The sequence below is a fragment of the Streptomyces sp. NPDC002698 genome (genome assembly GCF_042888945.1).
Lineage (GTDB): Bacteria > Actinomycetota > Actinomycetes > Streptomycetales > Streptomycetaceae > Streptomyces.
Genome location: NZ_JBIAQM010000030.1, coordinates 20,017 through 39,194, shown reverse-complemented (window position 1 = coordinate 39,194; position 19,178 = coordinate 20,017). Strand labels below are relative to the sequence as shown.

Sequence of the window (19,178 nt, the reverse complement as noted above, 5' to 3'; positions counted from 1 at the left end):
CCGGTGGCGGCGGACGACGGAGACCCGGAAGGGCCGGAATCGGCGGGGAAGCCGGGAGCCTGCCCCACATGGGGTGTCTCGTAGCATTTTCGGAGTGTTCTGTCGAATTGCCCTCGGCCGTCCGATGATAGTGCGGGCATGACACGCACCCCTTCCCCGGCCCGTCGTGGCGCGCGCTCCCGTGCCCGCAAGGTCCTCCTGTGCGCCGCGCTGCTCGCCGTCACGGTCCAGACCGCCGCCGCGCCGGCGTCCGCCCGGGCGGACGCCCGCCACGGCGGCGGCGACTGCGTGAGGACCGGGGGACCTCTCGGCCCGGAGGCCCGCGAGGTTCTCGCCATCGCCCGGAAGGCCAAGGCCGACCTGCGTCTGAAGTCGGTGGAGCTGAAGGTCACCAGCGACGGGCGCGAGGTCCTGACCGACGCGCTCGGTGAGTCCATGACCGGTGTCCCGGCCCGGCCCGACATGCACTTCCGCGCCGGTTCCGTGGCGTTCTCGTACGTCGGCACGGCCCTGCTCCAGCTCGTCCAGGAGGGCAGGGTCCGTCTGGACGACACCGTGGAGCGCTGGCTGCCCGGTCTGCCCGAGGCGAACCGGATCACCCTGCGGATGCTGGCCACCAACACCACCGGGCTGCACGACTACGTCACCGACCCGGCCTTCCTGGCCGAGCTGGAGGCCCACCCGTTCCGCGGCTGGACCCCGCGGCAGCTGCTCGCGTACCCCTACAGCCACTCGTTCTGGTACGAGCCGGGTACCAACTGGAGCTACTCGCACGCCAATTACCTGCTGCTGATCCAGGCGCTGGAGAAGATCACCGGTACCCGGATCGACAGGTTCCTGAGGGAGCGGGTCACGGGTCCGCTGGGTCTCGACAACACCCGGAACGACTTCACCCCCGACATCCCGCGTCCGGCCCTGCACGCCTTCACGTCCGAGCGCGGCCTGTACGAGGAGTCCACCTTCTGGAACCCGTCGTGGACCACCGCGCCCGGTGCCGTGATCACCACGCACGTCTGTGACCTGGCTCGTTCGGCGCAGGCCATCGGCAGCGGCGAGCTCCTCTCGCGGCGCTCCTACCGCACCCTGCTCGACCCGGGGACGGTCGGTCTCGGCCACCCGACCGCCGAGTGCCCCGCCTCGGTCTGCCTGGAGCAGACCGAGGCCAAGCACTTCGGACTCGGTGTCATCGTGATCAACGGATGGGTCCTGCAGAACCCCTCGTTCTCGGGTTACGCGGCGATCCAGGCGTATCTCCCGTCCGACCGTCTCGCCATCGCGGTCAACGCCACCAAGACCAAGGACACGCCCGACGGCAACATGGCCGAGGTGGTCGCCCGGCGCATCGCGGCCGCGCTGGCGCCGGAGACCCCGCTGGCGATCGGCTGACGCCCGGCACCTCCCGGATCGACCTCCCGGATCGCGCCGTACCGCGCGGCGGGAGCGGTCTTCCCCGCGCCCTCCGGGCCCGGTTGGGCCCGGAGGGCGCGTGTCCTCGTGCGGGCGGCGGGAGTTGGAAGGGGGAACTCCCGTCTCTCCCCACGCTCCCGGCTCCTTGCGGGCGGGGGACACCCCGTTCGGAGGTGGCCGCTCGTGCGTGCCGTGTACGTACCCGTCCGTCTGGCCGCCGTGGTCCTGGCCGCGGCCGCCACCGCGGGCTGCATGAGCGTCGGCGACGACGCGGGGCGGCCGGGGCCCTCGCACTCGGAGGGCCGGCGGGCCGACGGGGTGCCCGACGCCGGGTCCGCCGTGGGCGGCGGCGGGGCGGGGTCGTACAGCGGGAAGAGCGGGAGGAGCGGAAAGGGCGGCAAGGGCGGCAAGGCCCCGGCGAAGCCGGGGGAGTCCGCGTCCGCCGACGCGTCGGCCTCGGCGTCCCCGGGGGCGAAGCCGTCCGAGAAGGCGCCGGACAAGGGCGGGACCCCCTCCAAGGACACCGCGTCGCCGGGCGGCGAGCCGACCCCCACGCGTACGACGTCGGAGCCGTCGCCCGAGCCCCCGCCGCCGGCGACGCCCGACCCCGGAACGCCGGAGCCGTCGTCGTCGGCGCACGAGCAGCCGGTGACGCAACTGATCCAGCGGGAACCGGCCCCGGAGGCGGGCTCGCCCGTGTAGCCCGGCCCCGGGGACCGCCGATGCCCGTGTGCGTGGAGCCGGGCGTCCGTGTCCGGGGCGGGCCGGGTGTGGCGGGGTTCACGGACGTCGGAGCCGTGGATGTGGCCGGTGCAACAGCGCGGGCGGCGCGGGCGGGGTAGCTTTGATGAAGCGAGCAGGTGGCTAGGAACGCACCCTGGCCTGCTCGTATGAGGCTCAGTTTGCCTTCATGGGGGAAGGGTGCGTATGGTAGTAGATCGTTTGATCCCATTTGCCCGGCGCCGCCGCAGAGAGCGCCGCGTGGCGCGTACTCTCCCTTGCCGTGGCCGGACCGCATAGAGGCGGTCGTTTGCGACTTCACGGAGTTTGGGCGCGTGCCGAAGAAACTCCGGAAGGTTCGCATTTCGCATGTCTGTTTCCAGTACTGATCACGTCGTCGTGCCCGAGAACAACGAGAACAACGACGCGGTCGAGGTCATCGAGACCGTCGAGACCGTCGAAGCCGTCGAGACCACCCCCGAGCTCACGTTCGAGGACCTCGGCCTCCCCGAGGGCGTCGTCCGCAAGCTCGCGCAGAACGGCGTGACCAGCCCCTTCCCGATCCAGGCCGCGACCATCCCGGACGCCCTGGCCGGCAAGGACATCCTCGGCCGCGGCCGCACCGGCTCCGGCAAGACCCTCTCCTTCGGTCTGCCGACCCTGGCGCAGCTCGCCGGCGGCCACACCGAGAAGAAGAAGCCGCGCGCCGTCATCCTCACGCCGACCCGTGAGCTGGCCATGCAGGTCGCCGACGCGCTCCAGCCCTACGGCGACGTCCTCGGCCTGAAGATGAAGGTCGTCTGCGGCGGTACGTCGATGGGCAACCAGATCTACGCCCTGGAGCGCGGCGTCGACGTCCTCGTCGCCACCCCGGGCCGTCTGCGCGACATCATCAACCGCGGCGCCTGCTCGCTGGAGAACACCCAGATCGCCGTCCTCGACGAGGCCGACCAGATGTCGGACCTGGGCTTCCTGCCCGAGGTCACCGAGCTGCTCGACCAGATCCCGGCCGGCGGCCAGCGCATGCTGTTCTCCGCCACGATGGAGAACGAGATCTCCACGCTGGTCAAGCGCTACCTGACCAACCCGGTGACGCACGAGGTCGACAGCGCCCAGGGCAACGTCACGACCATGTCGCACCACATCCTCATCGTGAAGCCCAAGGACAAGGCGCCGGTCACCGCCGCGATCGCCTCCCGCAAGGGCCGCACGATCATCTTCGTCCGCACCCAGCTCGGCGCCGACCGCATCGCGGAGCAGCTCCGCGACGCCGGTGTGAAGGCCGACGCGCTGCACGGCGGCATGACGCAGGGCGCCCGTACGCGGACGCTGGCCGACTTCAAGGACGGTTACGTCAACGCGCTCGTCGCGACCGACGTCGCCGCCCGCGGTATCCACGTCGACGGCATCGACCTGGTCCTGAACGTGGACCCGGCCGGCGACCACAAGGACTACCTGCACCGCTCCGGCCGTACCGCTCGCGCCGGCCGCTCCGGCACCGTCGTCTCGCTCTCGCTGCCGCACCAGCGCCGCCAGATCTTCCGGCTGATGGAGGACGCGGGCGTCGACGCCGCGCGTCACATCATCAACTCCGGTACGGCCTTCGAGCCCGAGGTCGCCGAGATCACCGGCGCCCGCTCGATGACCGAGGTCCAGGCCCAGTCCGCGGGCGACGCCGCCCAGCAGGCCGAGCGTGAGGTCACGCAGCTCACCAAGGAGCTGGAGCGGGCGCAGCGCCGTGCCGTCGAGCTGCGCGGCGAGGCCGACCGTCTGGTCGCCCGTGCCGCGCGTGAGCGGGGCGAGGACCCGGAGGTGGCCGTCGCCGCCGCTGCCGAGGCCGCTGCCGAGCAGGCCGTCGTCGAGGCTCCGGCCGCCGTGGCCGTCGCCGCCGAGCCGGCCGAGCGTCCCGCGTACGAGCCGCGTCAGCGCCGTGACGATCGGGGCAACTACGAACGTCGTGACAACGACCGCGGTGGTTTCCGTCGTGACGACAACCGCAGTGGTGGCGGCTTCAACCGTGACGACCGTGGTGGTTTCCGTCGTGACGACAACCGCGGCGGTGGCGGTTTCAACCGTGACAACCGCAGTGGTGGCGGCTTCAACCGTGACGACCGTGGCGGCGACCGTGGTGGTTTCCGTCGTGACGACAACCGCGGCGGTGGCGGTTTCAACCGTGACAACCGCAGTGGTGGCGGCTTCAACCGCGACGACCGTGGCGGCCGTTCCTTCGAGCGTCGCGACGACAACCGCGGTGGTGGTTTCCGCCGCGATGACAACCGCAGTGGTGGCGGCTTCAACCGCGACGACCGTGGCGGCCGTTCCTTCGAGCGCCGTGACGACAACCGCGGTGGCGGCTTCAACCGTGACGACCGTGGCGGCCGTTCTTTCGAGCGTCGTGACGACCGCGGCGGCCACCGGGGCAGCGACCGTCCCTTCAACCGTGACCGCCAGGGCGACCGTCCCGCGGGCGGCGGCTTCCGCTCCGGCCACGACCGCCCGACCGGCCGTCGCGACGACCACCGCACGACCGGCACCGGCACCGCTCCCGGTTCGTTCCGCCGTGACGAGAAGCCGCGCTGGAAGCGCAACGGCTGACGCCGACTAGCTCGGTGAAGTGATGTGGCCCCCACCCGGACCGGGTGGGGGCCACATCGTCGTTTCCGGGGTGAGCCGCGGGAAAACCCCTTCCTGTTCATCTGCCAACTACCTGTAACATCAGCTGACTTATGTGGGGGATGTGACGGCTGTGACCAGGTCGACGCCTGGCGCGCGCCCCTCCCCGCATTGCTTCGGGAGGGGTTTTCTTGTTGCGTCATTCCTTCGTCGGCCCGGTGCGAGCGAGACGCGTCGCCGTCGCCGCGGCGGCTTCCGCGATGCTCGCGGGCGGCGTGATCCCGCTGCTGCCGACGTCCGCCTCGGCGGTGGGTTCGGCTCAGGAGACGGTGGTCCCCGCCGCGTTGCGGAGTTACAACACGACGGCCACGATCCGCAACACCTCGACGGGCTCCGGCCACGACAGTGCCGGGGCGCAGGGTGTCTTCCACACGCAGGAGGGCCGCACGGGGCTGCTGTGGACGCGGTACGCCGACGGCGAGTCCGTTTCCGTTCCGCAGCGGGCCGGGTTGTCCCCCACGGGCACCGGCGCCGATGTCCTGGCGTACAAGGACGCCGACGGCCGGGTCGAGTTCTGGGACGCCACGGACGGTACGTCCCGCAGCATTCAGATCCCGACGGGCACCGGGTATCTCACGGCCTTCGACAACCTGGCCGTCGGGTTCCGCAACGAGCCCGCCGCGGACGGGACGAGCAGCCGGACCATCCACCTGCTCACGCCCGGACCCGACGGAAGCACCCGTGACGTGACCGTCGGCGGTGGACCGGCGGGACTCCAGCTCGCCCAGCCCGCGGGTGCCGACGACAGGAGCGTCTTCCTGCGGGCGTCGCTGGACGGCGAGACGCGTCTGGTCGCGGTGGACCGGGAGAGCGGTCAGGTGCAGAGCTGGAGCGGCCCGCTTCCCGTCGCGTACAGCAGGGTGCTGATCGCCCCGGACCATGTCGTCGTCTTCGCCTACGACAAGGCCAAGGTCCTGGTGCTGCCCCGCGCCGACCTGTCGGCGACACCGGCCGAGGTCGTTCTGCAGGGGACCGGCGACGGGCCGAACGCCACCCACGACCTGGCCGTCGTCGGCGACTGGCTGCTCAACGGCGTGAACCAGGTGACCGCGCAGCCGATCGCGGGCGGGCAGGCGATGACGCTGATGCCGTCCTCGAACTACGGGATCGCGGCCGGCCCCGGTGGCTCCGCCGTGAAGATCGGCCGCACCGGTCCCGACGACTGGGGCATCCGGCGCATCGCACCCGGTCCGGACGGTACCCCCGTCGTCACGCAGGTCAAGCCGCTGCCCAGGCCGCCCTTCCCGGTCCAGGGGATCTCCCTCGACCAGGGCCGTCTCGTCGTCACGGACGACAGCCTGCGCGGGCACCGCGACGACTTCGTGCGGACCGTCGCCGTGACCGGCACCCCCGCCTACGGCGAGCGGTCCGAATTCACGCCCTACGCCGAGACGGTGTCCATCGCCCCCTGCGCGACGACCGACGCGGCCTGCTCCCAGCTCCACGGGACGGCCGACGGCCGGATCGCCTGGCTGGAGCACTCCTCGGCGACGAACGACCTGATCCGGGTCAACGGGCCGGAGAGCAACGACCTCTGGGAGCGGAGCGTGCCCGCGGGAGGACGTATCACCGACGTCTCGGGCCGGTACGTCCTCCACACCACCGCCGACAAGCAGTACGTGTACGCGATCGGCAACGACGGCGCCCCTGCCCTCACCCGTACCCCCGGCGCGGCCGCCCTCTCCGGTGACGTGCTCTGGACGGCGGGACCGACGCCGGGCACGCTCACGGCGTACGACCTCACCGCGAAGAGGACCACCGAGACCCTCACCACCGACGCCGGCTGCACGCCCACCGAGCTCCAGGTCCTGGGCCGCTGGATCTACTGGACCTGCGACGGCGGGGCCGGTGTCTTCGACCGTACGGCGAAGAAGTCCGTGGCCGTGCCCGCCGGCGAGGCGAAGCTCGGCGACGGATACGTCGTCACCCACGACAAGGCGGCCGGGAAGCTGACGCTCACGGCGGTGGCGGGCGGCAGCGCCGAGAGCCGGGTCATCGGCGACCTGCCCGACACCGGGACCTCGCAGCGGGACGTGCGCTGGACGGTCGACGAGTCCGGCGCGAACGCCGCCTACGTGGACGGCCAGGAGCGCGTGCACCTCGTACCGTCCGGAGTGGCCCAGCAGCCGCTGCGGCTGCTGGCGCCCGCCGAGAACGCGCCGTCCGTCCGGCCCCACGCGATCGACACCGTCCCGGACACCCTGACCACCCTGCTGCTGTCGAAGCCGGCCGCGAACTGGACGGTGACCGCGCGCAACCGCGCCACCGGCAAGACCTACAGCGACGGCCGCGACGGCGGCCCCGCGCGCGGTGAGCTGAACGTCGGCTGGTTCGGCGACGACCCGGCGCTCCCCGGCGACACCTTCGCGCCGGACGGCTCCTACGACTGGACCGTGACCGTCACGCCCGCGGACGGTGCCGGCGCGCCGCTCCAGGTGCGCGGCACGGTCCGGCTGAAGGGCGGCAGCCCCGTACGTCACGACCACGTGGGGCCCGAGGGGGACCCGGACGGCACCGGGGACCTGCTCACCCTCAACTCCTCGGGCGGGCTGACCTTCCAGCAGGGCGACGGGAAGGGCGCGTTCGCCGGAAAGGCCACCGGCAGCGGCTGGTCCACCAAGGCGGTCGCGGTGCCGTTCGGCGATCTGAACGGCGACCGCTGCAACGACGTCCTGGTGCGGATGAGCGACGGGTCCCTGCGCGGCTACAAGCCCGCGTGCGGCACGGCGCCGACCCCCTCGACCCCGTACAAGGCGCTCGGCACCGGCTGGAACGCGTACGACGTCCTGACCTCGCCCGGCGACCTGACCGGTGACCGGCGCCCCGATCTGCTCGCCCGGAAGGCCTCGACCGGCGACGTCTACCTGTTCGCCGCGAAGAGCGACGGAACGCTCGCCGCGGGCAAGAAGATCCGTACGGCGTGGACGGGCTACACGAAGATCGTCGGCGCGGGGGACCTGAACGGCGACGGGATCGGGGACGTCCTCGCGCGGGACAGGGCGGGGACGCTGTACCGCTACGACGGCACCGGGGCGGGGCTGCTGAAGGACCGGGTCAAGGTGTTCTCCGCCTGGGGCGCGTCCTACAACGCGATCGTCGGGGTCGGCGACATCACCGGCGACGGCAAGAACGACCTGGTCGAGCGCGACACCTCGGGGAACGTCTACCGCAACGCCGGCACGGGAACGGGCTCGTTCGGCTCCCGGGTGAAGATCGCCGGCGGCTGGCAGGGCTACAAGGGCCTTTTCTAGCCAACTTGCCCTCCCCCGCAGCGCATGTCATGCCCCCGGCGAGGGAATCGCTGGGGGCATGACAGATGACGCCAGAGCGACTGGGCTGTCGGACGAAGAGCGGCTTGCCCAGCTCGGCTACACACAGGTACTCGCCCGCCGCATGTCGGCGTTCTCCAACTACGCGGTCTCCTTCACGATCATCTCGGTCCTGTCGGGCTGCCTGACGCTCTATCTGTTCGGCATGAACACCGGCGGTCCCGCCGTGATCACCTGGGGCTGGGTCGCGGTCGGACTGATGACGCTGTTCGTCGGGCTCGCGATGGCCGAGATCTGTTCGGCCTATCCGACCTCCGCCGGGCTGTACTTCTGGGCGCACCGGCTCGCCCCGGAGCGCAGCGCCGCAGCCTGGGCGTGGTTCACCGGCTGGTTCAACGTCCTCGGCCAGGTCGCCGTGACCGCGGGCATCGACTTCGGCGCCGCGTCCTTCCTCGGCGCCTATCTGAACCTCCAGTTCGACTTCGAGGTGACGCCGGGCCGCACGGTCCTGCTGTTCGCCGGGATCCTGATCCTGCACGGCCTCCTCAACACCTTCGGTGTGGGGATCGTCGCCCTGCTCAACAGCATCAGCGTGTGGTGGCACGTCATCGGCGTCGCCGTCATCGTCGGCGCGCTGACCTTCGTGCCGGACCACCACCAGTCGGCCGGCTTCGTGTTCACGGAGTTCGTGAACAACACGGGCTGGGGCAGCGGGGTCTACGTCGTCCTCGTCGGACTCCTCATGGCCCAGTACACGTTCACCGGGTACGACGCCTCCGCCCACATGACGGAGGAGACCCACGACGCCTCCACGGCCGGTCCGAAGGGCATCGTGCGCTCCATCTGGACCTCGTGGATCGCCGGGTTCGTCCTGCTCCTCGGCTTCACCTTCGCCATCCAGTCCTACGACAAGGAGCTGGGCTCGGCGACGGGCGCGCCCCCGGCGCAGATCCTGCTGGACGCGCTCGGCGCGACCTCCGGGAAGCTCCTGCTGCTCGTCGTGATCGGCGCCCAGCTGTTCTGCGGCATGGCGTCGGTGACCGCCAACAGCCGCATGATCTACGCCTTTTCGCGTGACGGCGCCCTGCCGTTCTCCTCGGTGTGGCACACGGTGCATCCGCGCACCCGGACCCCCGTGGCGGCGGTCTGGCTGGCCGCGCTGGGCGCTCTGGTGCTCGGCCTGCCGTACCTCATCAACTACGCGGCCTACGCCGCCGTGACGTCGATCGCGGTGATCGGCCTCTATGTCGCGTACGTCATCCCGACGCTGCTGCGGGTGCGCAAGGGCGACGCCTTCGAGCGCGGGCCCTGGCACCTGGGCCGCTGGTCCCGGCCCGTGGGGGTGATCGCGGTCGGCTGGGTGGCCGTCATCACGGTCCTGTTCATGCTGCCCCAGGTCTCCCCGGTCACCTGGGAGACGTTCAACTACGCCCCGATCGCCGTCCTGGCCGTCCTCGGCTTCGCCGCGGCCTGGTGGCTGGCCTCGGCCCGGCACTGGTTCCTCAACCCCGCGCATCAGCGCACGATCGCCCGGGAGGCCGCCCGCAAGGGTGCACCCGAACCGGTCGATCCCTGACCTTGTGGGCCTTCGGCGTGGCCGGGGCACCGATACCCGATCGGAGTCCCGGCCGCGTCCCGCTATGCTCGGGGATGCGTCGGCGCGAGCCGGTGCGCCGTGTCGGTGTTTTCCCGGTGCGGGGACCCTTAGCTCAATTGGCAGAGCAGTGGACTTTTAATCCATTGGTTGTGGGTTCGAGTCCCACAGGGTCTACGGAAGGGCCCCCGGCTCAGAGCGATCTGAGCCGGGGGCTCGTTTCGTCCGAGGGCCGTCAGCCGGCCGTGAGTCCCGTGAGTTCCGTGCGCTCGGTGAGTTCCTGCAGCGGCAGCGTGTGCTGGGTCTGGAGGACCTTGGCGCGCAGGTAGCGGACGTTGTGGGCGGTGGTGAAGACGCCCGTCGGGACACGGCGGGAGACCGTGATGCCGAGCTCGCGGAGCTGTTCGGCCTTGTCCGGGTTGTTGGAGAGCAGGTCCAGGGAGTCGATGCCGAGGGCCCGGAGCATCTGGGCGGCCGCCGTGTAGTCGCGGTCGTCCTCGGGCAGGCCGAGGGCCGCGTTGGCGGCGTAGGTGTCCAGGCCCTGGTCCTGGAGGGCGTACGCGTCGAGCTTGTTGTAGAGGCCGATGCCGCGGCCCTCCTGGCGCAGGTACAGCAGGACGCCGCCGCGCTCCGCGATCTGTTCCACCGCCTCGCGCAGCTGGGGTCCGCAGTCGCAGCGGGCCGAGCCGAACACGTCGCCGGTCAGGCACTCGGAGTGCAGTCGCACCAGCGGGTTCGGGCCGGGCTCGCCGAGGACGACGGCCAGGTGCTCCTTGCCGTCGTCGAGGCCGTGGAAGGTCACGAGCTGGGCGTCGACGGAGTAGCCGTCGCCGAAGCGCAGGGGTACGCGGACGCGGGTGCGCACGGTGGCGGTGGGGTGGTCGCGCATGGGGTCTCTCCGTCCGGCGGGTTCGTACGGGGTTGTGCTTCAGATTTGAAGCACAACCACGGAACGAGACACTACATCTGCTTCAAACTTCAAGCAATGGGGTTCACGTCCCCCTCCGGCGCCTCACGAGGAGCAGGAACGCCGCCGCCAGGGCAGGTCTTCCCCGGGCGCCCCGGAATTCCCGCCCTGGATCGCCCGGGTGATGGTTCCGCAGATCTCGTCCAGCTGCCGCACCTGCTCGGGGGTCAGATGGTCGAAGATCGCCGTCCGCACCGTCTCGACGTGCCCCGGCGCGACCCGCTCCAGGAGGGTCATGCCCTCGTCGGTGAGGACGGCCATGTGCCCGCGCCTGTCGGTGGGGCAGCCCTCCCGGCGTACGGTGCCGTCCTTCTCCAGCCGGGTCACGGCGTACGTCAGACGGCTGCGGGTGATCTTCTGGGCCTCGGCGAGGTCGGTCATCCGCAGCTTCCGCTCCGGTGCCTCGGACAGCTTGGCCAGGATGGAGTAGTAAAGGTGGGGCATCCCCGCCTCCGCCTGGAGCCGGCGGTCGATGGCGTCCTCCAGGAGGGAGCTCGCGGAGAGGTACGAGCGCCAGGCGTGCTGTTCGTCGGCGGTCAGCCAGCGGGTCGTCATGAGACCAGTCTAGGTATTGTTTAAAACTTGAACCACTGCGCTCGAATCTCACCGCGCGCGTGCGACCGGAGGAAGCGTCCCGATGCCCCGTCCCTACGTCCTGCTGTCCGCCGCCGTCTCCCTCGACGGCTTCCTGGACGACACCGGCCCCGAGCGGCTGCTGCTCTCGGGCCCGGCCGACTTCGACCGGGTCGACGAGGTGCGGGCCTCCAGCGACGCGATCCTGGTGGGCGCCGGCACCCTGCGCACGGACAATCCGCGGCTCCTGGTCAACTCCGCCGAACGGCGTGCGGCCCGTGTCGCCGGCGGCCGCCCCGAATACCCCCTGAAGGTCACCGTCAGCGGTTCCGGTGAGCTCGACCCGGGGGCCCGGTTCTGGCACACGGGCGGCGAGAAGATCGTCTACACGACGGACGAGGGCGCGCTGCGGGCGTCCGCCCTGCTGAAGGGGATCGTCGGCGTGGACGTCGTCCCGACCGGACCCGGACTCGACTGGCGTGTGCTCCTGGAACACCTCCACGACGTACGGGGGGTGCGCCGCCTCATGGTCGAAGGGGGTGGCAAGGTCCACACCCAGCTCGTGCGCGAGGAACTCGCCGACGAGCTCCAGCTCGCCGTCGCCCCCCTCTTCGTCGGGCAGCCGGACGCGCCGCGGCTGTTCGGGACCGGGGAGTACCCCCTGGGCCGGATGCGGCTGGTGGAGACGCGGCCCGTCGGCGACGTCGTGCTCATCCGCTACATCCCCACCGCGCCCGGCACCGGCTCGCTCGCCTCCGCCGCGGACCGGCGGTGGCTGGAGCTCGCCTGCGAGCTGGCGGAGCTGTGCCCGCCCTCGAAGACCGCGTTCAGCGTGGGCGCCGTCGTGGTCGCGGCCGACGGGACCGAGCTGGCCCGGGGCCACTCCCGCGAGGGCGGCGATCCCGTCGTGCACGCCGAGGAGGCCGCCCTCGCCAAGATCGGCCCGGCCGATCCCCGGCTGGCCGCCGCCACCGTCTACAGCAGCCTGGAACCGTGCGCCCACCGCGCCTCCCGGCCCGCTCCGTGCGCCCGGCTCATCCTGGACGCCGGTGTGCGACGGGTCGTCACCGCCTGGCGCGAGCCCGACACGTTCGTCAGGGACGCCGACGGGAACGGGCTCCTCGCCGCCGCGGGCGTCCAGGTCGCCGTCCTGCCCGAGTACGCGGACCGCGCCAAGGCCCCCAACCGGCACCTGGTGGCCGGGTAGAAGCCGGGGAGAAGCCGGGTGCCGGCGCCGCTGGAGGGGTGCGTTTAAACGGGTGTGCTCCGGGTCCCGCGGATGGCGTACACTGGTTTCAACGACGCGGGGTGGAGCAGCTCGGTAGCTCGCTGGGCTCATAACCCAGAGGTCGCAGGTTCAAATCCTGTCCCCGCTACTGAAGGCCAAGGGCCGGAACTCGGATTCACGAGTTCCGGCCCTTGGTGTTTGCCCCACCGGTTCCGCCGGCCGCTCCAGGCTCTTTTCCGGCTTCCCTCCGCCTTCTCCCGCCGCCTTTCGGCCGCTTCGCCTTCTTCCGGCCGTGGTCCTCCGGAACCGGTCCCGTTTCGCGCGGTCCTTCGGGCCGGTCCCGGTTCGCTCCGGCGGGCGGTGTCCTCCCCCGGTCGGGCCACACAGGTCGCCCGCCGCCCCCGTACCGGTTCTTCTGGACGGGTGGCGGGGCAGCGGGCGGGTGAGCGGCGGACCGGACAGCCCCGTGACCGGGCCGACCGGCCGTCCCGCGGTGTCCGCGGGTCCGGGAGCGTCCCGCCACCCGGTCCGGCGGCGGGAGCGGAGCCGCGCGGGATCGTGTACGCACGCGCCTTCGTCCGGGCCCTGCCCGTGCTGTTCGTCGCCGCCGGGGTCGTCTACGACTACCTCACCCCGGCGGAATTCACCGCGACCCCCCTGTTCGCGGCCGCGCCCCTGGTCGCCGCACCCCTCCATTCACTGCGCGGAACCGTTCTCGCCGGCGTCCTCGCCGTCGGCGCCGTGCTCGTCACCCACCTCGCCCTCGGCATAGTCCTTCAGGTCGACGCGGTCACCGAGGTGGTCACCGTGGCGATGGCCGCGGTCCTCGCCGTCCTCATCAACACGGTCGTCCGGCGCGGCGACGAACGGCTCGCCTCCGTCCGGGAGATCGCCGAGTTCGCGCAGCGCGCCGTGCTGCCCGAGCCCGAGGCGCGGATCGCCGGACTGGAGGTCGCGGCCCGGTACGAGGCGGCGCAGGAGGACGCGTTCATCGGCGGGGACCTGTACGCCGTGCAGGACTCCCCGCACGGTGTACGGCTGGTCGTCGGGGACGTGCGGGGGAAGGGGATGACCGCGGTGGCCACCGTCGCGACGGTGGTCGGGGCGTTCCGGGAGGCGGCCGAGCAGGAGGCGACCCTGGAGGGCGTCGCGGAGCGCCTGGAGCGGGCGCTGAAGCGCGCGGGCACCCGGCGCGACAGCGTCGACGCGGCCGAGGGGTTCACGACCGCGGTCCTCGCCGAGATCCCGCACGGCGAGGACGTCGTACGCGTCGTCAACCGCGGCCACCCGCCGCCCCTGTTGCTGCGTCCCGACGGCACGCTCCTCACCCTCACCGCCGAGTCCTTCGCGCTGCCCCTCGGGATGAGTGAACTGGGAAGCCTGCCCGCCCCGACGGTGCGGGAGGGATTTCCTCGCGGGGCGACGCTGCTGCTGCACACCGACGGACTGTCCGAAGCCCGTGACGCGCGGGGGGAGTTCTTCGATCCGGCCGCCTGGCTGGCCGGACGGGCCTTTCCCTGCCCCGACACACTGCTGACCGCCCTCTTCGAGGCGGCCCGCCTGCACACGGGCGGCGCGCTGACGGACGACATGGCGCTGCTCGCCGTCCGGCGCCCGTGACGGGTGCTCGCCGAGGGGGGCACCCGTCGTCCGGGAGGTCTTCCACCCCCTGGGCGACGGCTTTTCCGGGCTCGGTCACGAGCGGTGACCGGACGGTGTCCCTCCGCGTAGCACCTGACTCACCGTCAGGGAAACCCGTGTCGACACCGTGAGGTCAACTCGCCCGTTTTTCATCGCTCATGACCCCAAAGTCCTGGCCAAGAGCCGTTAATGATCAGTCGGAACAGCTTGGAATTCGGTGCCTGGGTCTATTAACGTTCGATAACGCAGCGCGGTCGTCACAACCGTCACAAGAGGCGGCTCCGTGCGCACGCGCCGAATCCCGTAAGGGAACCGGGGAACCAACTCGTGGGGTGAATCGGGCGTATTCCGCCGTGGAAGCACGGTGGCCGTACGCGCGTAGGAGACCTTCCTGCTCCGAACCCGTCAGCTAACCCGGTAGGCGGCAAGGAAGGAAAGGAGTGCGCTCACGTGGCGTCCAACCGGCCCGCTCAGCCAACCCCGTTCGCGCCGAACGAAACGCACACCTTCGGCTACGGCAAGGACGAGGGTCCCTGGGAGGAGTGGAATCCCACCGCGGATTCCGTCGCTCCCGTCCGCGGCCGGCACCGCACGGGCAAGCAGCGCGGCGGCGGCGGACTCGCCCGTAGCTCCACGGTTCTCGGCGTCGGCGTCATAGCCGCCGTCGGAGGCGGCGGCATCGCCAGCGCCGCTCCGGACAAGGCGCCCGTCTCGATCTCGATGCCCGACCTGTCGTCGGTCACCGAGTCGGCCAGGGCCCTGATATCGGACGGCGGATCCAGCGCTCCCAAGGGCTCCACGGCCCCGTTCACCACCGCCGGCCTGACCAGCGCCGACGAGGCCCAGGGCACCACCGACGCCGGTGAGGCGCTGCGCGACCGCATCATGCAGCAGGCCCAGGCGCAGCAGAACCAGGCCGACACCGCCACGCAGAAGGCCGCCCAGACGGTCGCCGCGAAGAAGGCCGTCGACCTCGCCGTCAAGCAGCAGAACGAAGCCGAGGCCAAGGCCGACGCCGCGAAGGAGAAGGCGGAGGAGGCGGCCAAGGCGAAGGCCGAGCAGGAGCGCCTCGCCGAGCTCGCCAAGAGCTACTCGCTGCCGACGTCCTCGTACACGCTGACCTCGACCTTCGGCGAGGCCGGTGCCCTGTGGTCCTCCGGTTACCACACCGGACTCGACTTCGCGGCGCCCACCGGCACGCTTCTCAAGGCGATCCACAGCGGCACCATCACCGAGGCCGGCTGGGCGGGAGCGTACGGCTACCGCACGATCCTCACCCTCGACGACGGTACGGAGCTGTGGTTCTGCCACCAGTCGTCGATCAGCGTCAGCGTGGGCCAGAAGGTCGCCACCGGTGATGTCATCGGGCGCGTGGGTGCGACGGGCAACGTCACCGGGGCGCACCTGCACCTCGAAGTGCACGCCGGCGGCGCCGCCACCGGCATCGACCCGATGGCGTGGCTCCAGAGCAAGGGCCTCAACCCCTGATCTCCGATCTCCGGCAGCCCTGACGTCAACCCCCCCGACGTCAGGGCTGTCGGTCGTCCCGGTGCGGACGACGGCCCGGGTGATTGCGGAATACATCCATCCGGGCCGGGTGTTGAGCCCGTACATGACTTCTCTTCGCAAGCTCGGTTCGTCCGACCTCGAGGTCTTCCCGCTCTCCCTCGGGGGCAACGTCTTCGGCTGGACGGCCGACGAGACCCGGTCCTTCGCCGTGCTCGACGCCTACGCGGCCGTCGGAGGCAACTTCCTCGACACGGCCGACTCCTACTCCGCCTGGATCGAGGGCAACGAGGGCGGCGAGTCCGAGACCATCATCGGCAAGTGGCTGAGGACCCGCGGCAACCGCGAGGACATCGTGGTCGCCACCAAGGTCAGCCAGCACCCCGCGTACCCGGGTCTGTCCGGTGCCAACATCAAGGCCGCGGCCGACGCGTCGCTGCGCCGCCTGGGCACCGGCCACATCGACCTCTACTACACGCACTTCGACAAGCCGGACGTGCCGGTCGAAGAGATCATCGGTGCCCTCGACGAGCTGGTGACGGCCGGCAAGGTGCGGTACATAGCCGCCTCCAACATCTCTCCGGAGCGGCTGCGGGAGTCCCTGGAGTTCTCCGACCGCGAGGGTCTCGCGCGGTATGTCGCGCTCCAGCCGCACTACAACCTCGTCTCGCGCGACACCTACGAGGGCTCCCTGCTGGAGGTCGCCTCCCGGGCCGGTCTGGCCGCCGTCCCGTACTTCGCGCTCGCCTCCGGTTTCCTCACCGGCAAGTACCGCCCCGGCACGACGGTCGACTCGGCCCGGGCCGCGGGCGCGGCCAAGCACCTCGACACGGAACGCGGGCCGCTGGTCCTCGCCGCCCTCGACGAGATCGCCGCGGCCCACGGCGTCGCCGTACCGACGGTCGCCCTCGCCTGGCTGGCCGCACAGCCGACGGTCGCCGCGCCCATCGCCTCCGCCCGCACCGTGGAGCAGCTCCCGGCCCTGCTGGGGGTCGCGGACCTGGTGCTGACGGACGAGGAACTCACGCGCTTGACGCAGGCGTCGGCGTAACGGCCGTGGCGCGGGCACGCGGACCCGGGGTACCCCCGCCGGTCCGTGGCGCGGGCGCGGGACCGGTGGTGCGGGACCGGCCGGTCCCGGGCGTCGGGCCCCAGGGCCCGTCGTTCGGATCAGGTGGCGCCGAGGTGCGGTGCCTTGTCGGCTGCCCCGCGTCCCGCCGCATGATCCGAACGTCGGGCCCTAGGAGCGGTACGGGTTGTACGCGGGATACGGGGCCGGCGCGGGTGCCTGTGCCGGTGGGCCGTAGGGCCGGGCCGGCGGGGCGATGTAGCCGTACCCGGGGGCCGGCCAGGGCGGCGGTGCGGGCAGCGGTGCCGTGGCGCGGGCCGCGTAGGTGAGGGCCGGACGGGCGATCTCCCGGCGGCGCCACAGCTCGTCGAGCAACTCGCGCTCCCGTACGACGAAGTCGGCGCCCGCACGGCCCCGTCGCCCCCGGTGGCGCAGGAACGCCAGCGAGGTCGCGTACGCCTCGTACTCCGCCACCGAGCGTGCCGCGCTCTTCCCGAAGTGGTGGCCGGCCCACTCGCGCGCGAGCTGCCGCGCCCGCATCGAGCCGAGGACCCACGGCTCGGCCGCGCCCAGCCAGCCGGCGGCGGTGTACACGGGCAGTTCGGCGCGCACGGTCCGCAGCTCGCGCTGCCGGGTCCAGACGACCAGCCAGGTCAGCAGTCCGAACGCGGGCACCATGAACGCCGCGTACACACCGAAGAACCCGAACGGGCCGAAGCCCGCCGAGCCGTTCCAGATCGCGTGCATGCCCATCGCGAGCAGCAGTCCGGCGATGGGCAGCAGCACCCGGCGCGCGTGCTGGCGTTCGCCGGACAGCGCCGCGAAGCCGAAGCCGATGCCGGTCAGCACGGTGAACAGCGGATGCGCGAAGGGCGACATCACCACCCGGACGAAGAACGTCGCCGCGGTGACCGAGGCGAGCCCGCTCTCCCCGCTGAGCTGGTCGGTGCCGAACGCGGTGCCGAGATAGAGGATGTTCTCGGTGAAGGCGAAGCCGGTGGCGGTGACCCCGGCGATGACGACACCGTCGACGATCCCCGTGAAGTCCCGTCTGCGGAAGAGGAAGACGAGCAGGACGGCCGCCGCCTTCGCCGACTCCTCGACGACGGGCGCTATGACGGTCGCGCCGAGCGTGTCGGCGCCGGAGGGATCCGCGGTCGTCATGGCTATCCAGCGGGTCGCGAAGCTGTTGGCGACGATCGCGATGAGCGCGGCCGCGCAGGCGCCCCAGGCGAAGGAGAAGAACAGGTTGCGCCAGGGGCCCGGTTCGACCCGGTCCAGCCACCGGAAGGCGGCTATGAGCAGCGGCACGGGGAACACGGCCAGTCCGAGGCCGACCAGGAAGCCCTCGGTCCCGGTCTGTTCGCGGACGAGGGCGAGGATCACCAGACCCGACATCGCGAGCAGTGTGATCAGCGCTCCGTACCGCACCCAACCGCGCTGCCACCAGTGCGGATGTCGCAGCGCAGGTCCGGCGGGGGCGCCGGGCCGGTTCGGGTACGGCGGATGGATGGCCACGGCATTGACCCTAACGAGGGAGGGCGTGGCCCGCGACGGTAACCGGCCTCCCCGGGATCTCCCGGCGGACGCTGGCGGGTGTGTGCGGGTCAGTCGCCCGGGGTGTGCTGGTCTCGATGCTGTACGCGTCGGAAGAGGAGGTCGTTCACCACATGACCCTTGTCCAGTCCCTGGCCCTCGAAACGGGTCAGCGGCCGGAACTCGGGACGCGGCGCGAAACCGCCGTCCGGCCGGGTGTTCTCGAAGGCGGGGTGCGCGCTCAGCACTTCGAGCATCTGCTCGGCGTACGGCTCCCAGTCCGTCGCGCAGTGCACGAGCGCGCCCGGCGCGAGGCGGGTCGCGGCGAGATCCAGGAACTCGGGCTGGATCAGCCGCCGCTTGTGGTGCCGCTTCTTGGGCCAGGGGTCGGGGAAATAGACGCGCAGGCCGTTCAGGGAGGCGGGCGGCAGCATCTCGCGCAGCAGGATGATCGCGTCCCCGTTGGCGACGCGGATGTTGGTGAGGCTGTTCCGCTCGGCGAGGTTGAGCAGGTTGCCCTGTCCCGGTGTGTGCACGTCCACGGCGAGGATCCCGGTCCCCTGGTCCTCGGCCGCCATCTGCGCGGTGGCCTCGCCCATGCCGAAGCCGATCTCCAGCACGACGGGCAGGTCCGCGCCGAACAGCTCCGCGAGGTCGAGCGTCCGCCGTCCGTCGATGTCCAGACCCCACTTGGGCCACAGCCGCTGCAGCGCGTCGGCCTGTCCGGTCGTCACCCGGCTCCGGCGCGGCTGGAAACTCCGGATCCGCCGCTCGAAGTGCGAGCCGGCGGGATCCGCCTGCGGACCGTCGGGGAAGCGGGGCCCGCCCTTGGCGCGGTGGTGACGCGGCGAGCCGTCCTCGGCGGAGGCGGGCCGGGTCTCTTCGGTGGAGTCGAGGAAATCAGACACAGTGGGGTCGATTTTACGGGCGCCGTGCCGTGGGGTGGTCCGTCCAGGCGGCGGGCGCCGTGCTGCGGGGTGGTCCGTCCCGGTGGC

Annotated in this window: 13 protein-coding genes, 2 tRNA genes and 1 riboswitch; of the genes, 11 read left to right on the top strand and 4 right to left on the bottom strand. The window is 71.6% G+C overall.

Translation table 11 applies throughout. The features are described 5' to 3' along the window. Positions 1-138: 138 nt before the first annotated feature. From ACFYW9_RS31020 to ACFYW9_RS30995, 6 genes are all read left to right on the top strand, one after another. Positions 139-1,386, top strand: coding sequence for a serine hydrolase domain-containing protein (locus ACFYW9_RS31020; protein ID WP_389157291.1), 1,248 nt, complete (start codon positions 139-141; stop codon positions 1,384-1,386). 204 nt (positions 1,387-1,590) lie between these two features. After that, a complete protein-coding gene (locus ACFYW9_RS31015) occupies positions 1,591-2,109 on the top strand; it encodes a hypothetical protein (protein WP_389157288.1) in 519 nt (172 codons plus the stop codon). A 387-nt stretch (positions 2,110-2,496) separates the two neighbouring features. Next, positions 2,497-4,722 (top strand): DEAD/DEAH box helicase, encoded by a 2,226-nt coding sequence (locus ACFYW9_RS31010; RefSeq protein WP_389157285.1) that lies wholly within the window; start codon positions 2,497-2,499, stop codon positions 4,720-4,722. A 236-nt stretch (positions 4,723-4,958) separates the two neighbouring features. After that, positions 4,959-8,051: an FG-GAP repeat domain-containing protein gene (locus ACFYW9_RS31005; protein ID WP_389157282.1), complete on the top strand. Its 3,093-nt coding sequence runs from the start codon at positions 4,959-4,961 to the stop codon at positions 8,049-8,051. A 58-nt stretch (positions 8,052-8,109) separates the two neighbouring features. Next, complete coding sequence (locus tag ACFYW9_RS31000; protein WP_351872671.1) at positions 8,110-9,645, top strand: amino acid permease; 1,536 nt, start codon at positions 8,110-8,112, stop codon at positions 9,643-9,645. Positions 9,646-9,767: 122 nt separating this feature from the next. Continuing rightward, a tRNA-Lys gene (locus ACFYW9_RS30995) sits at positions 9,768-9,840 on the top strand. A gap of 58 nt (positions 9,841-9,898) precedes the next feature. Here the strand turns inward: ACFYW9_RS30995 and ribA are convergent. Beyond that, positions 9,899-10,552: a GTP cyclohydrolase II gene (gene ribA, locus ACFYW9_RS30990; RefSeq protein ID WP_389157279.1), complete on the bottom strand. Its 654-nt coding sequence runs from the start codon at positions 10,550-10,552 to the stop codon at positions 9,899-9,901. Positions 10,553-10,675: 123 nt separating this feature from the next. Then, on the bottom strand, positions 10,676-11,185 hold the full coding sequence (locus ACFYW9_RS30985; protein ID WP_389157276.1) for a MarR family winged helix-turn-helix transcriptional regulator: 510 nt from the start codon (positions 11,183-11,185) through the stop codon (positions 10,676-10,678). 82 nt (positions 11,186-11,267) lie between these two features. Here ACFYW9_RS30985 and ACFYW9_RS30980 point away from each other — a divergent pair, with 82 nt between their 5' ends. The 5 genes from ACFYW9_RS30980 to ACFYW9_RS30960 all read left to right on the top strand — a co-directional run bounded on the left by ACFYW9_RS30980 (position 11,268) and on the right by ACFYW9_RS30960 (position 16,629). Next, positions 11,268-12,410 carry a dihydrofolate reductase family protein gene (locus ACFYW9_RS30980; protein ID WP_389157272.1) on the top strand — a complete coding sequence of 381 codons (1,143 nt, stop codon included), beginning with the start codon at positions 11,268-11,270 and terminating at the stop codon, positions 12,408-12,410. A gap of 95 nt (positions 12,411-12,505) precedes the next feature. After that, positions 12,506-12,579: transfer RNA gene (locus tag ACFYW9_RS30975), tRNA-Met, on the top strand. 410 nt (positions 12,580-12,989) lie between these two features. Beyond that, positions 12,990-14,051 carry a PP2C family protein-serine/threonine phosphatase gene (locus tag ACFYW9_RS30970; RefSeq protein WP_389157269.1) on the top strand — a complete coding sequence of 354 codons (1,062 nt, stop codon included), beginning with the start codon at positions 12,990-12,992 and terminating at the stop codon, positions 14,049-14,051. 303 nt (positions 14,052-14,354) lie between these two features. Continuing rightward, a riboswitch (cyclic di-AMP (ydaO/yuaA leader) is annotated at positions 14,355-14,511 on the top strand. Positions 14,512-14,522: 11 nt separating this feature from the next. After that, positions 14,523-15,560 carry a M23 family metallopeptidase gene (locus ACFYW9_RS30965; protein WP_389157266.1) on the top strand — a complete coding sequence of 346 codons (1,038 nt, stop codon included), beginning with the start codon at positions 14,523-14,525 and terminating at the stop codon, positions 15,558-15,560. A 124-nt stretch (positions 15,561-15,684) separates the two neighbouring features. Beyond that, positions 15,685-16,629 carry an aldo/keto reductase gene (locus ACFYW9_RS30960; protein ID WP_389157263.1) on the top strand — a complete coding sequence of 315 codons (945 nt, stop codon included), beginning with the start codon at positions 15,685-15,687 and terminating at the stop codon, positions 16,627-16,629. 189 nt (positions 16,630-16,818) lie between these two features. Here the strand turns inward: ACFYW9_RS30960 and ACFYW9_RS30955 are convergent, their stop codons facing one another. Together ACFYW9_RS30955 and trmB are read right to left on the bottom strand one after the other, a co-directional pair. Next, a complete protein-coding gene (locus ACFYW9_RS30955; protein WP_389157260.1) occupies positions 16,819-18,165 on the bottom strand; it encodes a PrsW family intramembrane metalloprotease in 1,347 nt (448 codons plus the stop codon). Between the two features lie 89 nt (positions 18,166-18,254). Next, positions 18,255-19,091 (bottom strand): tRNA (guanosine(46)-N7)-methyltransferase TrmB, encoded by an 837-nt coding sequence (gene trmB / locus ACFYW9_RS30950; protein WP_389157257.1) that lies wholly within the window; start codon positions 19,089-19,091, stop codon positions 18,255-18,257. Between the last annotated feature and the right edge of the window lie 87 nt (positions 19,092-19,178).